This is a genomic window from Leucobacter salsicius M1-8, assembly GCF_000350525.1.
Lineage (GTDB): Bacteria > Actinomycetota > Actinomycetes > Actinomycetales > Microbacteriaceae > Leucobacter > Leucobacter salsicius.
Genome location: NZ_AOCN01000015.1, coordinates 371,911 through 385,558, shown reverse-complemented (window position 1 = coordinate 385,558; position 13,648 = coordinate 371,911). Strand labels below are relative to the sequence as shown.

10 protein-coding genes are annotated in these 13,648 nt (G+C 63.9%); 4 read left to right on the top strand and 6 right to left on the bottom strand.

The annotated features are described in order from the left end of the window. Window positions 1–473: 473 nt before the first annotated feature. From C795_RS0106955 to C795_RS16575, 3 genes are all read right to left on the bottom strand, one after another. Complete coding sequence (locus C795_RS0106955) at window positions 474–1,949, bottom strand: sugar transferase (RefSeq protein ID WP_051053768.1); 1,476 nt, start codon at window positions 1,947–1,949, stop codon at window positions 474–476. A 95-nt stretch (window positions 1,950–2,044) separates the two neighbouring features. Further along, entirely contained in the window at window positions 2,045–3,244 is a 1,200-nt protein-coding gene (locus C795_RS0106950) for an IS110 family RNA-guided transposase (RefSeq protein WP_026139509.1), read from the bottom strand. A 364-nt stretch (window positions 3,245–3,608) separates the two neighbouring features. Continuing rightward, window positions 3,609–6,245, bottom strand: a complete 2,637-nt coding sequence (locus C795_RS16575; protein ID WP_017793033.1) for a LuxR C-terminal-related transcriptional regulator — start codon at window positions 6,243–6,245, stop codon at window positions 3,609–3,611. A 274-nt stretch (window positions 6,246–6,519) separates the two neighbouring features. Here C795_RS16575 and C795_RS16570 point away from each other — a divergent pair, with 274 nt between their 5' ends. Beyond that, window positions 6,520–7,062 (top strand): chlorite dismutase family protein, encoded by a 543-nt coding sequence (locus C795_RS16570; protein WP_083879156.1) that lies wholly within the window; start codon window positions 6,520–6,522, stop codon window positions 7,060–7,062. Between the two features lie 43 nt (window positions 7,063–7,105). Here the strand turns inward: C795_RS16570 and ccsB are convergent, their stop codons facing one another. Together ccsB and C795_RS0106930 are read right to left on the bottom strand one after the other, a co-directional pair. Continuing rightward, window positions 7,106–8,035 (bottom strand): c-type cytochrome biogenesis protein CcsB, encoded by a 930-nt coding sequence (ccsB, locus tag C795_RS0106935; protein ID WP_051053772.1) that lies wholly within the window; start codon window positions 8,033–8,035, stop codon window positions 7,106–7,108. 148 nt (window positions 8,036–8,183) lie between these two features. Continuing rightward, window positions 8,184–8,573, bottom strand: coding sequence for a hypothetical protein (locus C795_RS0106930; protein ID WP_017793030.1), 390 nt, complete (start codon window positions 8,571–8,573; stop codon window positions 8,184–8,186). Window positions 8,574–8,630: 57 nt separating this feature from the next. On the opposite strand from C795_RS0106930, the gene C795_RS0106925 reads away from it, so the two are divergent. The 3 genes from C795_RS0106925 (at window position 8,631) to C795_RS0106915 (ending at window position 12,867) form a co-directional block, all read left to right on the top strand. Next, window positions 8,631–9,899, top strand: coding sequence for a cation:proton antiporter (locus C795_RS0106925; protein ID WP_157486998.1), 1,269 nt, complete (start codon window positions 8,631–8,633; stop codon window positions 9,897–9,899). 126 nt (window positions 9,900–10,025) lie between these two features. Beyond that, window positions 10,026–10,943 carry an oxygenase MpaB family protein gene (locus tag C795_RS0106920; protein ID WP_017793028.1) on the top strand — a complete coding sequence of 306 codons (918 nt, stop codon included), beginning with the start codon at window positions 10,026–10,028 and terminating at the stop codon, window positions 10,941–10,943. Between the two features lie 40 nt (window positions 10,944–10,983). Then, window positions 10,984–12,867: a glycerophosphoryl diester phosphodiesterase membrane domain-containing protein gene (locus C795_RS0106915; protein ID WP_157486997.1), complete on the top strand. Its 1,884-nt coding sequence runs from the start codon at window positions 10,984–10,986 to the stop codon at window positions 12,865–12,867. Window positions 12,868–12,871: 4 nt separating this feature from the next. On the opposite strand, the gene C795_RS0106910 is transcribed toward C795_RS0106915, so the two are convergent. Beyond that, a complete protein-coding gene (locus C795_RS0106910; protein ID WP_017793026.1) occupies window positions 12,872–13,546 on the bottom strand; it encodes a VTT domain-containing protein in 675 nt (224 codons plus the stop codon). Between the last annotated feature and the right edge of the window lie 102 nt (window positions 13,547–13,648).

Genomic DNA, 13,648 nt, shown 5'->3' with positions numbered 1-13,648 from the left:
AAGGCGATCACCGATGTCGTCGACGCGAGCAACCCGGTGCGCCGCGCCCCTTTGGGCCCCGGGGTAAACTGATTGGCTACCACCTTGACGAGGTGCCCTGAGGTGTTCTGATCGGGGGACCATACGTCCTCAACGTTGACGCCTCGTTCAGTTACCGCGACGATTTCCATGTGCCGCGCCCAAGGCCTGCGCAGTACTGCAGAAATCGCTTCACGCAGTGACTCTACGCATTCCCCCGCCGTCACGATCACGCTTGCCTCGTACATCTCATACGCTCCGCTCACACCCCTGTAGCTGTTTCCAATCATTCTGCGATGAACCGGCAGTCCGTGCATCGGCGCGAACTACGTATTGCTTCGAGCCAGCTGGGTGCGGGGTCCCGCCGCTAGCGCGGAGACGGCATGCCCGGACCCTCCGGCTCACCCGCAGTTTCAGGGGGAAGAGGCGAGCCGGAGGGGCGGGAATCTGTGGGGTCAGTAGGCTCCTGCGCCGTGTGTGACGACACGTGCCGTGCGCCAGATGAGCTGCAGGTCGTTCATTACCGACCAGTTTTCGACGTAGCTGAGGTCAAGGCGGACGCTTTCCTCCCACGAGAGGTCGCTCCGTCCACCTACCTGCCACGGCCCCGTGATACCGGGCTTCACGTAGAGCCTGCGCACGACCTGTCCGTCGTAGGACGTCACCTCCGTGGGTAGCGGGGGGCGCGGTCCGACGACGCTCATGTCTCCGCGAAGCACGTTCCAGAACTGCGGGAGCTCGTCAACGGAGAGCCGGCGAAGCCACCTGCCCACGTTTGTCACCCGCGGATCATTGCGCATCTTGAACAACGATCCGGATCCTTCGTTGCGGGTCTGCAATCCCCCGAGGCGCTGCTCTGCGTCTTGGGTCATCGAACGAAACTTAAATATTCTGAATCGTTCGCCATCTTTGCCCACCCTCGGCTGCGAGAAGAACACTGGTCCTCGCGAATCCAGCTTGATCGCCAGTGCGATGAACGGCGTCGCCAACCCAATGACGATGAGGGCGCATGTGGCCACGGTGATGTCAAGCCCCCGCTTGAGGAAGTAATGGCCACCCTCGTACGACGGGATCTTGATTTGCACCATGGGGAGGCCGTCGACGGGGCGAAATGAGATTCGCGGGCCGACCACGTCGGTCACCTGATTCGACAGCAGCAGGTTGGCGGCGGTGCCCTCCAGCTGCCAACTCAGTTCACGGATGAAATCCGGGTCGTTCTCGGGCTTCGTGGCGATGACTATTGTGTCTGCTTCAAGCGCCGCTGCGGCCTCTCGTACCCGCTCAATCGAGTCGTGAAAGGGCAGCCACCCGTGGGGCGTCGCTGCAGACTTCTTGTCTGTGTCGATCAGGATTGCACCCACGATGTGAAAGCCGCTGTCCTCTGCCCCGAGCGACGTCACTACATAGGCGACGTCTCGCTGAGACCCGACAACCAGCACTCGCGAGCAGTACTCACCGTCGCTACGCTGCCTCCGCAGCCATCGGCGCCATCCCCAGCGAGAGATGAGAAGGCCAGCGAGACCGATCGGCAGCGCCGCAAAGAGCAGCACTCGATCGCCCGCCCAGCCGACAAGGAGCGCCCACACGGCGACCGCACCGAGGGCGAGGCCCGTGGCATGGGCCACCCGTTGATACTCAACGGCTCCCGAACCCAGGCATTGGTTCTCCCGACTCCTCATGCCTGCGAGGAAGAAGCTCCAGAGCAGCACCAGCATGCCTGCGGCGAGCGCCGAACGAGGACTTACTGTGGCGATGGTGGCCTGCAGCAGCGCGGCTCCCCCAACGGCGAAGACAATGATGGCATGGTCGCTGACGCGTAGGCACCAGCGAAACTGACGTTCCCAGCGGCGACGGCGCTCAAGCGTCGGCGAGGACTTCGGCGACACCGCTAGCGGTGGCGACGAGACCTCAATGTCTCGCTGTACCAACATGTGTTCCCCCTGAAGAGCCCTGTCTGCGTTGACGCCGGGGACTGATGCCCGACCTGCTGTGAAGTCAGGTTAGGAGGGTGCCCCTATTACTTTTGTCAAGCCGCAAGCGCATGATCAGCTTGATATAGCGACCCGTCTCGGAGCATCGCGAAGAGGACATCACAGCGTCGTCTGGCCAGGGCGATGAGAGCCTGGTTGTGCCGTTTGCCCTGCGCGATCTTCCGGTCGTAATAGGCGCGTGAGACGGGATCTCTGAGCGCGGCGAAGGCCGAGAGGAACAGGGCTCGTTTCAACACCCGGTTTCCGCGCCTAGACGAATGTTCGCCGCGGATCGATGACCCGGATCTTCGGGTCACGGGAGCTAGACCGGCGTAGGAAGCCAAGTGGCCAGCGGACTCGAAGTGTTTGCCCGCCACTTCGGTGAGGAGCCTGGCGGCCGTCCTAACGCCGACTCCCGGCATGCTCATCAGGACGATCGAAAGAGGGTGCGCCTCAACGATCTCTTCAACCAGGACCGCTATCTCAGCCCGTTGCCGCCGCAGCGCTGCGAGTTGTTCCGCGAGGCGCGGAAGGACGACAGCTGCGGCATTCGTGCCAACCACCACGACCGTTTGAGCAGCCAGCGCGTCCATGATCTCGGACGCAAGACGATGTCCCATACGCGGAGCAAGCCTTCTGAGGCGTGTAGCTAACCGTTGAGGGCCGGCCTGCTGCATCACTGCGGGCGATGGGTAGCGCTGCAATAGATCAAGGACCGCAGGATGGTCCAGGTGTGGGCCGATCACGCGTTCGAGTGCGGGATGGATCTGAGTGAGGAGCCCCCGTACCCGGTTACTCGTCGCAGTGATCTGCCCGAGGACGTCATCATCAAACCCGCACAGCATCGAGAGCTCAGCAACGGATTCGTCAGCGACCTGGATGGATCGCAGCGCGTGGGGCAGAGTTCTGGCGGCTTGCGCAATGATTGCGGCGTCTCGGGCATCGGTTTTTGCTTCGCCGGGGTGGAGGTCTGCGATGCGACGCATCGCTAATCCCGGCAGGTAGCCGACGAGCACCCCTTCGGCTTGAGCGACCGCGATCGGGAGTGCTCCGATGGTGGCTGGCTGGTCCACGACGACGAGCACGTTGCCATGGTGTTTGAGGTGCTGCAGGACGTCACGCATTTTGGCTTCATCGTTAGGGAGCGGTTTGTCGTAGAGACTTTTACCGGCTCGGTTGAGGGCGACGGCGTGGTGTTCGCCTTTGCCGACGTCGATGCCGACGAACACGTCGACGTTGTCGTAGTTCTCGATCATGACTGCTCCGTCCGTTGAGATTTCGGCGGTCAGCTCCTGGTATTGAGTCCCGGCATCCACGTTACGGACGGCCCTGGAACGAGTTCCTGGCCGAGCCCCTATTAGCGATCACTCAATACCGGTCAGACCCGGTGGCAACACCCCCCGGATCATGGATGACTGGGGGCAATAACCATGCCGGGTCTGACTGGCCGCCGCCCTTCCAGTGTGATGCTGGAAAGGGCTACGAACAAGGTAACGGGGTACTCACGGTTCTTGGAAGTTACGCACTCCCTACGCAGAGTCGACGCACAAAGCTCAAGGGGCGGGTGAATTCCGCCCCTTGAGCGCAGCCTAGGTCGCTGCAGTACGTAATTTCTGTGGGCTACCAGGTCTGGTGTTCGCGCCGGAACCAGTGGCGGAGCTCATCTCGGCCACTGACCTGCAGCTTGGTGAAGACGTGCCGCAGGTGGGTGTCAACCGTTCGCACCGAAAGGTGAAACTGCTCAGCGATCCATCGGCTTGAGTAGCCCAACGACGCAAACATCGCTACTTCACGTTCACGCGCTGAGAGCTCGTCGGTGTCTGGCAATGGCATCCAGATCCCAAGCTCGGTGAGCCGGCGGGCCCCCGGACTTTCCCATGCCACTTTGCCCTCGATGAGTTCTTCGCAGTGAGCGAGTATCGCGGCAGACATCGGCGGCTCAATCTTGCTCGCGGCTTCCCTGATCCGGCTCAGGTATCCCCGAGCATCGACCCGTTCTTCCATGGCAACAATGTGCAGTGCCAGCAGCTCCACGGTGGGAAGGCCCTCGGCACTCGCCCAAGCGGCGAGCTTGAGCCCGCGTACTGCGACGTTGTCCTCCATGTTCCACTGCCGGGCGCGCAGGGTCAGGACGCGCACGTAGCCGAGCACCGCTTGGGCGAGGCCTGTGCCTTGGGTTTCGGCCGCGCGAATGGCTCGTCGGCTGCCCTCCTTTTCGCCGAGAGCCGCGAGTCCGAGCGCGTGCGCAGCGTGCGCCAGGCTAGCAAGCCCGTAGGGATCTCGCTGTGCTAGGCGATCGACGAGGCGTTCTGCCCGTTGGACGGCAAGCCCCCACTTGCCGTCGGAGAGGCTCATGAGGCTTGCGGCGAGCTCGACGTATCCCACGAAATACTGGTCGTTCTGTGAGGTGTTGAGCATGCCCTCGAGCGAGTACCTGGCCGCTTCCGTGGCACCGCATCGCCAAAAGTTAATGAAGCTTGCAAACTGCAAGGATCTCGCGAGATCAGTTTGGGGCCGCTCCCCCATGAGCGCATATGAGGCGGCTCTGTCTGAAACGCGCAGGGCACTCGCAAACTCTCCGTGCTGACCGAGGAGCAGGGACGAGATGATCCGGGCTGGCGCTCGTTCCCACTCAATGGGCATGCTGCTCACGGAATCCGGATCAGGCAAGTGTCGCCATGCAGCCTGCAAGTCTCCCGAAGCGGCATACAGCATCACGCGTTCGCTCTGGATCGCCGACTGCTCGGCGCTGGGTGCCGAGCTGAGCTCCCTCTCGAGAGTGTCCATCATGGCGAGGGCAGCTTCAAGGTCTCCCATGTCGAACGCGTAGTGCCGCGCAAGTTCGAGTTCGAGCCGGATTCTGAGCATCGTGGTGCTCGCCGCAGTACGTCGCAGCCTCGCCAACGCGGCGCGCACGTCCTCCCAGCTGCGTTCGAGCACGGCGTCTTCACCGCTTTCGCGCGCGAGCCTGACGGCGCAGAGCGCGGCGGTCGCGAACTGGGTAGTGGATACGTCCGGATAGTGCAAGAGTGTGCGCGCGATGCGAAGCCTCAGCGCTGCACTCGCGATGTTTGGCGGGCTGGCTAACGCGTCGATGAGCCAATCGTTGGGGAGAATTCGATGGGCGTTCAGGCCCAGCGTCACGAGCCGCAGTAGGAGGCTCTGCTGCAGCGACGAGGCCGTAGTCGTCCCCGCTCGTAGCAGGTCAAACAGTTCACCGCTCACTTCCTCGAGGCGCTCTTCCGACATCTGTTCGACCACCGCCGCCGCGAGCAACTTGTGACTCAGGCTCAGCTGCGACCCGCTGCCGCCCCGGTGCTGCGCCTTCAGGATTCCCCTGCTGCGCAGCGCCGACAAGCTGGTCGGGTCGAGCGTACGAATGAGCACGCTTTCTCCCAGGGGTTCAGCGAGCGCGATGGTCTCGAGAGTACGCAGTTCTTCGTCGGTGCAGGAGTCCCGAAGGTAGGCACCGAACTCGCGAGGCACCATTGCAGGGCCAGGTAGCTCATACGCCACACCTCGGCTCCGTCCGATCCGGCCCTCGCTGTCAAGGCCGAGAGCCATCAGCATGACGGAGAGGGCGTTGCCCTCGGTGACTCGGTACCACCGACGCAGACTGTGAAATTCAATCCGCTCAACCCCGAGGAGTCGAACCAGGTATCTGCTACTTTCTTCCATCGTGAGCGGAGGTACAGAAACTGTGTTGGCGCGAGAGTTACTCGCGAGGTGGGCAGCGGCTGCGTTGAGGCCTCGGGCCGTTGCGACCACCCGAACGCGCGGGTTGCGGGCAATCTTGTCAATAAGCATCGCGAGACCCGGTGAGTACTGATCGATACCCTGAACCAGCAAAACCAACGGGCCGCTTCCCGGGTCTTGGAGCGTGGTCTGCACCAGCTTCATCAGCTGCTCTGCTATGCGCTCGGTGTCTTCAATCACCTCACCCTGGGGGTGCACGGAAAAGCTGGCGACCCCCACCGCCCCGTGCGCATCCTCCACCCCCAAACGCGACGCAATCGTTGACAGCGGGTTCGATGGCGCCATGATGGTAACCAGTTCGGCGGTCACTTCGAGATCGACCGACAGGGCATCCACCGCGTCTTGCGCCAGGCGGCTTTTGCCCGAGCCCGAGGCTCCAACCAAGAGCACGATACTGCCTTCGGGTGTCAACGAGTCGACCACGCGTTCCAAGAGCTGCGGCGTGACGTGTTCGACGGCGCGTTCCTTAGCTCGCACGCTCACGCTTGATCCGTGTTCCATTGCTTGTAGCTGAACAAACTCCATCTTTCGACTCCCCAAGAGACACCCGTAGGCTCCTCCCCCAAAGCGCCCGACAGTCCGTTCCGTGGGAAACCGCGGTCGCTTCAAATGGAGCGATACGTGTTTCCCGCTTACGTAAGTCTGAGCACAGATCGCCCTCCAGTCAATGCATGGGCGCTAGATTCTTGCGAGAATGCAACATTGGGTGACGTGTTTCAAGTGGAAGCGTCAGGTAATGCTTGCCATTGGGCAGCGTGCGGAGCACGATAAGGGTATGAGCGACTTCACTGGTGATCACGCAGCCCCAACAGGTTCTCCCGTTACCCCGGTCTACACCCTGTTCGCGGCATTCCGGGTAAGTTCTACCCACCCCTTCGTGGTCGACGGACGCGATGTGCCCGGGCTCATCCAAGAACTCGAAGACGTAGTCGAGATGCTCGCCAACGAAAACGTCACCGTTCGAGGCTGGTACGACGTCAGCGGCATGCACCACGACGCCGACCTGCTCGTATGGCTGCACGGCGATGCCGCTGAAGACCTGCAGTGGGGGCTCCGAGAGATTCGCCGGAGCGCGATCATACGACCCCTGATTCGAGTATCAAGCGCGCTGGGGCTCCACAGCGGAACCCACGCGACGCCCGCACTCAGCGAGGATGCCCAGCAGTGGCTCACTGTTGAACGCCGCGGCCCCCTCAACCTCAAAATCTACGAGGCCGACGACCTGACCGAGCTCGCACCCAAACTCGAGGGCGTGACGGAGCGTACCCGAACAGGTCGATTCATCGAGCTCGTAGAAATCATCGAGGTGCTGCAGTAGTCTCGCGCCGCAGTACAGTCACACTGCAGCGCTGAGGAGCTGCTTAGAGCCCCGAGTATGCGTGCAGGCCCTTGAAGAACACGTTCACAATGGCAAAATTAAAGATCACTGCCGCGTACGCAATGATCGACAGCCATGCCGAACGCGTGCCGCGCCAGCCGCGGGTCGCGCGAGCGTGGATAAAGCCTGCGTACAGCACCCAGATCACAAAGGTCCAGACTTCCTTCGTGTCCCAGCCCCAGTAGCGACTCCAGGCAGCCTCGGCCCAGATCGATCCGGCAATGAGTGTGAAGGTCCAGAACACGAAGCCAATGATCGCGAGGCGGTACGAGAGGTCCTCGAGACGCACTGCGTTGGGCATCGTTGCCATGAAGCCCAGACCGGTCGGCTCGCCAGCGAACTCGCGTGCCTCGCGGCGGTGCTGCAGCAGCTGCAGGACCGAGAGGCCGAAGGCCATCGTGAACACGCCGACCGACAGCACGGCGACCAGGATGTGAATCACGAGCCAGTACGAGTCAAGAGCCGGCTGCAGCGGCACGATCGCGACGTAGTAGTTCACCTTCGTCACGCCCAAGAAGAGCACCGCGAGTCCGGTAATCAGCGCACCGAGGAACCGCACGTCCACGAAGAACTGCACGATCAGGAAGATGAGCACGATACTGCAGGTCGCGGTGAGCGCGAACTCGTACATGTTGGCCCACGGCACTCGCTCGGCGCCGATGCCGCGCATGATGGTTGCAGCGAGGTGGAACGCAAAGCCGACGACGGTGAGCGCGAACCCGATGCGCAGCGCACGTGAGCGGCGGGGGGCCTCGGAAACGTCGGTTGCTGCTCGGGTGAGCGTCGCAACACCGCCCGCCTCAATTGCAGCGCGTTCCTTAGCCGCGGCACGCTGTGTTGCCAGGGCGGCATCGCCGCTGCGGTTCGCGAGGTCAACCGCGTAGAACACGAATGCGATCGCGTACACGATCATCGCGGAGTACAGCGCAGCAGTAGACAGGGTTTCAAGCTCGGTCAGCACAGTTTCTCACTGTAGCCCTCGTCCCTGGGAATGATCCAGCACTCAGCCCGGAGTCAGCCGCCATTCGACCGCGCAGCCCCAACTTTGCGGGGCCAAACCCCTAGGAGCTCTTGGGAACGACGACCACCGTGAACTCGAGCGGCTGAATGCCACCCTGCTCGTTCGTCATGACGATCGTCGTTTCGCCCGTTTTCAAGGCCTTGACTCCGGGGTTAAACTCGGCGCTCGAATCAATGCGTCCCGGAGTGAACTCGGCAACCGCCGCGTCTGCCGCCTCCCCCGTATAGCTATCGACCGCGAGGCTCTCCGTGTTGATGTTGAGCGCCTGCCCGACGACGAGCTCAACGCGCTCGCCTTGAAGCTCATTCACCCCCATCGTCACGGGCGCCATCACGTCACGGCCGACCGGGTCCCCGCTCGATCCGGAGCAACCCACCAAAGCCATACCCAAGAGCAGCGTCGCGGTTGTGGCCCATAGCTTCGTTTTCATGCCATCAGTGTGACACCGGAGCCTCATTGGTACAACCACAGCCGTTGCATAGATACGATGAGTTCACCTACCCGAGATGAGGATTCCGTGTCGAACGCCGATCTCACCATTCTGCTCGTGCCGCTCGTGGCCGTCGTCGCACCGTTGCTCGCCGCCTCCGTGCGCAAGGCGCTGCTGGTGCCGCTCGTGGTGTTTGAAATTTTGATGGGCATGCTCATCGGGCCGGCCGGGCTCGGCTGGGTCGAAAATGGCCCGATGCTCGAGACACTGTCGCAGTTTGGGCTCGCGGCCCTGTTTTTCATGGCGGGCAATGAGATCGATCCGGCTACGCTGCGCGGATCCGCCGCGAAGCGCGCGCTCGGGTGGTGGGGCGTTTCGGCGGCAGTGGCATTCGGGGCCGCCTTTGGGCTCGTGTTCTCGCTCCAGTTGGGCACGGCAGCTGCCGGCGTCATCATCGCCGTCGCGCTCACCGGCACCGCCCTCGGCACGATCATGCCGATCTTGCGCGATGCCGGCCTCATCCGTTCGCCGCTCGGTCAGTCGATTTCTCGGGCGGGCGCCATTGGTGAGTTCGCACCGCTCGTCGCCATCTCGGTGTTTCTGAGCGGTCGCCAGCCGCTGGCCGGCACCCTTGTGCTCATTGGATTTCTGGCGATCGCGGCCGTCGCATTCTGGCTTGCGCGTCGCGGCCCGAACATGTGGCTGCGCCGCATGGTCACGCTGACGCTGCACACGAGCAGCCAGTTCGCGGTGCGATTCGTGTTGCTGCTGCTCGCGGGCCTCGTGTCCGTGGCGATACTTCTGGGCGTCGACTTTCTGCTCGGGGCGTTCACCGCGGGCATTCTCGCCCGCGTCGTATTGCAGGGCAGCGATCCCGAGGAGATGCGCGTGGTCGAGGCCAAGCTCGATTCGGTCACCTTCGGCTTCCTCGTGCCGGTGTTCTTCGTGTCGACGGGCATCACATTCCCCCTCACCCAACTGTTCGAGAATGCTACGGCGCTCGCACTCGTGCCCGTCTTCCTACTCGTGATGCTGATCGCGCGCGGGTTGCCCGTGTGGTTCTCGCAGCCCCGCGGCACCTCGGCATCCGACCGCCGCACGGCCGCACTATTCTCGGCGACCACGCTGCCGCTCGTGATCGCCGTGACTGGCATCGGCATCGATCACCACGTGATCAGCGAGACGGTGGCCGCCGCAATGGTGGGGGCGGGCATTCTCACGGTAATGCTCTTCCCCGCTCTCGCGCTGGTCGGGCGGCGCGCGACCAGCGCGAGCCCTGCGGTGCCGACGGCCCCCGATGCGTTCCCCTATGAGGCACACGAATAGCTTCGAGACCTGAGTGGCGCGGCGCCATGATCCGGATCCCTCGCCGCATCGCCACAGCAGCCGCCACATTCCCGCTATTCTTGGACAGAATCCAGCACCCGTAGTTTCTCTCAGATGGAGCCCGTCATGACGCAGCACGCCAGTTCTTCGATGCCCGGAGGCTGCCCCGTCGCCCACGGTTCTGGCAAGGCAGCTGCTGAAGGCGGCGCTGTGGGCGCTGCTGACTCCGGCTACTTCGGGCCCGAGAGCGTGAGCTGGCGGTTGTTCTCTGACCCGTCCTCGAAGCTCGGCGGGGTCGCAGCGATTCTGTTGCAGTCGCTCAACCCGATGATGATGCGGGTGTTCGAGGGCACGAGCGGCTACGCCACAGATATGGAGGGCCGCGGTGAGCGCACCGGGCGCTACATCGACACGACGGTCTTCGGGGACCGGGAGCACGCCGACGCCGCGGGCGCGGCCGTACAGCGGCTGCACGCGGCGAGCGTGTGGACCGACCCGCGCACCGGGGAGGAACTGCGGGCAGACAACGAGGAGTGGCTCGCCTGGACGCACAACTGCATTGTCTACGGTGTGCTGCGAGCCGCCGACGCTTTTGGGCCGATCTTGACGGTCGCTGAGCAGGATCGCTTCGTCACCGAGCAGCACGAGGCCGCGCGCATCGTGGGCATCGCACAGCTCGATAACCCCGCGCTCCTGCCGCGCACCCGCGCCGAACTCGACCGCTACATTGACGACAACAAGGACTGGATGGCGCTCACGCTCGGTGCCGCCGAGATCTCGCGCAATCTGCGCGCGCCCGTGCTGCGCGGCAATCCGCTGAAGGTGTGGGCGGGCGTCAACATTCAAGACGGCATCCTGTCGCTCCTGCCCGATTGGGCGCTGCTCTTGTTCGGCATCGACGGCCGTCCCATGAACCTGCGCGCCGCCGCGGGAGTCACCCGAAGGCTCATCGCGAAGGCACGCGAGGGCAAATCGGCCGAGGATCTCATCAGCGAGGTCACGGAACGCGTGCAGACGCACCCGTACCGCAAGGTACGGCGCTAACACTGTGGGCCCGAAACCCGGCACGGAAGCAAAGCCCGGCGTGGAATCGAAGCCCGGCGTCTTTGCCGAAACAGGCTTGCTGCTGCGCCGCGGCCTCCGCAGCGTGCGGGCGGGCGGGCTGCACCTCGTCGGCCTCATCCTGGTCTGGCAGCTCCTCATCTCGCTCGTCGCGTTTCCCTTCTTCGGCTGGTTGTTTCGTGAGACGCTGCGCGCGAGCGGCATGCGCGGCCTTGACCTGAGCGCACTGTCCGAACCAGTTCGAGGCGGCTCGATGCCCGTCACGCTCCTGCTGCTGGCGGTACTGGTGACGCTGGCCTTTTGGCTGATCTCGCTGCAGTTCACGGCCATCGTCGTGCTGCTGCGATGGCCCGAGCTCTCGGCGCGCGAGTATCTCGGCGAGCTCGGCCGCGTTGCCCGTCAGCTGGTGCGCCCCGGCTCTCTACCACTCGTGGCCTACCTGTTTCTACTGCTGCCGTTGAGCGGCTTCGGGTTCACCTCGGTGCTGGCGCAGGGTGTCGCGATTCCGTCGTTCATCTCGGGAGAGCTGCTCAAGAGCACCTCGACCACGATCGCTCTCGCGGTCTTCCTGCTGCTTTTGCTGTGGCTCAATCTGCGGCTCGCGCTCACCGTTCCCATCTTTGTACTCTCGAACGGACGTCGGCCGGGGCGCGCAAGCTGGCGACTCACGCGGGGCCTGCGCGCTCCCAGCTCGCTCGCGCTCGCGGTCGCTGCCGTCACCCTGATCGCGGGCGTCACCGGCGGCCTGCTGCTGCTCGTGGCGCTGGCACCCACGGCCCTCACGGATGCCGTGTTGCCCGGAGCTTCGGTCACGGTGGCCGCGTTCTCCCTCGGCGTCGCCGAGGTGCTCGGCGCGATCATCGCGGGCCTCGCGACCGCCTGGATCGGAGGCGTGCTGATCGCACGCGTTGATCGGGGAGCTGCGCAGCTTCCGGCGCAGGTGGTTCTGGTGCCGGATCCCGGTGCCCACTCCCGTCCCGGGGCTCGTGGGGCGGCAGGTCCTGATCCGGATCACAACGCCAGTGCCCCGCGGCGGTCGCGAAGGGAAGCCATCGCCGTGGTGACGGTCATCGCGCTCGTCTCGGCCGGGCTGGGCGCCGCAAGTATCGCGCCGCTCCAGCGGCTCGCTGCCTCGCCAGCGTCGCTCGTGCTGGCGCACCGCGGGTTCTCGGACGGCGGCGTCGAGAACACCCTGAGCGGGCTCGAGGCCGCCGCGCGTGCGAACGCTGACCTCGTCGAGATGGACGTCATGCAGACCAAGGACGGGCAGTTCGTGGCGATGCACGACGCCGTACTCACCCGGCTCGCGGGGCGCGATGTGGCGGTGAAGGACCTCACGCTAGAGGAGCTCACGCAGATCGAGGTGCGCGACCTACAGGGGCACGTCGACACGATTCCGACATTTACCGAGTACGTGACCCGGGCCGCCGAGCTCGGGATGCCGCTGCTCGTGGAGATCAAGCTCGGTGGCGGCGACACCCCCGATCATGTCGAACGACTCGTCGCGGAGCTCGAGGGGCTGGGGCTGCTCGAGAGCAACATCTACCACTCGCTCGACCCGGCGAGCGTGGCCGAGCTCAAGCGGTTGCGCCCCGACCTCACCGTCGGGTACACGATGGCGTTCGCAGGAGGAGACGTGCCGGTGACCCCAGCCGACTTCATCGTGGTCGAGGAGTGGACGGCGACCGAGAGCATGCAGCTGGCCGCCCAGTCCGCGGGCCTCGGATTCTACGCCTGGACGGTCAATGCAGAGCCAAGCATTCGCGAGCACCTGCGTCGCAGCACCGACGGCATCATTACGGACCACCCCGACATTGCGGTCTCGGCCCGCAACGAGATGGAGCAGGAAACGGGATTCGCCGGGGTGCTGATCGACGCGTTTACCCGGTTCGTAACGGTGGTGTAACCGGCTAGCTCTGCTTCGCGCGGCCGCGGCGCCAGGCGTTGAAGCCCTTGATCACTTCGATGAGGATCGGGATGCCCGGGATCAGCACCAGCACGATGATGAAGATCTCGCTGTACTTCTGCACAAACGGGATCTGGCCGAGGTAGTAACCGAGCAGCGTCACGCCCACGGCCCAGAGCAGCGCACCGATGACGTTGTACGCGAGGAAGTGGCGGTGGCTCATCTTGCCCACGCCGGCCGCCGCGGGCACGAAGCCGCGAATCACCGGCAGGAACCGGGCGATGATGATGGCCTTGGGGCCGTGCTTCTCGAAGAACGTGTGCGTGCGTGCCACATTTTCGGGGTTGAAGAACCGGCTCTTCTCCTTGTTGAAGACCGCGGGGCCCAGTCTGCGGCCAATCGTGAAGCCCATTTGGTCTCCGGCGAAGGCGCAAATAAACAGCAGCAGGCAGGTGATCCAGATCGGAATATCGATGATGCCGGTGGCGGTGAAGAGACCCACGGTAAACAGCAACGAGTCACCCGGCAGGAACGCGAGCACAACGACTCCCGTTTCCAGGAACACAAACGCACAGGCCAGAATGAGGGCCGCCCAGCCGCCCGCTTTGAGCAGGGTCTCGGGGTCGAGCCAGTCGATACCGAGCAGGGCCGGGGGAATCATGCTCATCAGCAAGGTCATAGTCACCCAACAAGTATGCACATGCTCACTGAGCCGCGCATGGAAGCCATGCCCCTCGTGTGCCGCTTTCCCCGGCCACATCCCTCACCCAGAAGCAACGAA

Excerpts from the sequence above, each read along its gene's own strand:
- C795_RS0106950 (WP_026139509.1), bottom strand. The coding sequence starts at position 3,244 with ATGATCGAGAACTACGACAACGTCGACGTGTTCGTCGGCATCGACGTC.
- C795_RS16570 (WP_083879156.1), top strand. The coding sequence starts at position 6,520 with ATGAGCGACTTCACTGGTGATCACGCAGCCCCAACAGGTTCTCCCGTT.
- ccsB (WP_051053772.1), bottom strand. The coding sequence starts at position 8,035 with ATGATCGTGTACGCGATCGCATTCGTGTTCTACGCGGTTGACCTCGCG.
- C795_RS0106955 (WP_051053768.1), bottom strand. The coding sequence starts at position 1,949 with ATGTTGGTACAGCGAGACATTGAGGTCTCGTCGCCACCGCTAGCGGTG.
- C795_RS16575 (WP_017793033.1), bottom strand. The coding sequence starts at position 6,245 with ATGGAACACGGATCAAGCGTGAGCGTGCGAGCTAAGGAACGCGCCGTC.
- C795_RS0106910 (WP_017793026.1), bottom strand. The coding sequence starts at position 13,546 with ATGACCTTGCTGATGAGCATGATTCCCCCGGCCCTGCTCGGTATCGAC.
- C795_RS0106925 (WP_157486998.1), top strand. The coding sequence starts at position 8,631 with ATGAGTTCACCTACCCGAGATGAGGATTCCGTGTCGAACGCCGATCTC.
- C795_RS0106930 (WP_017793030.1), bottom strand. The coding sequence starts at position 8,573 with ATGAAAACGAAGCTATGGGCCACAACCGCGACGCTGCTCTTGGGTATG.
- C795_RS0106920 (WP_017793028.1), top strand. The coding sequence starts at position 10,026 with ATGACGCAGCACGCCAGTTCTTCGATGCCCGGAGGCTGCCCCGTCGCC.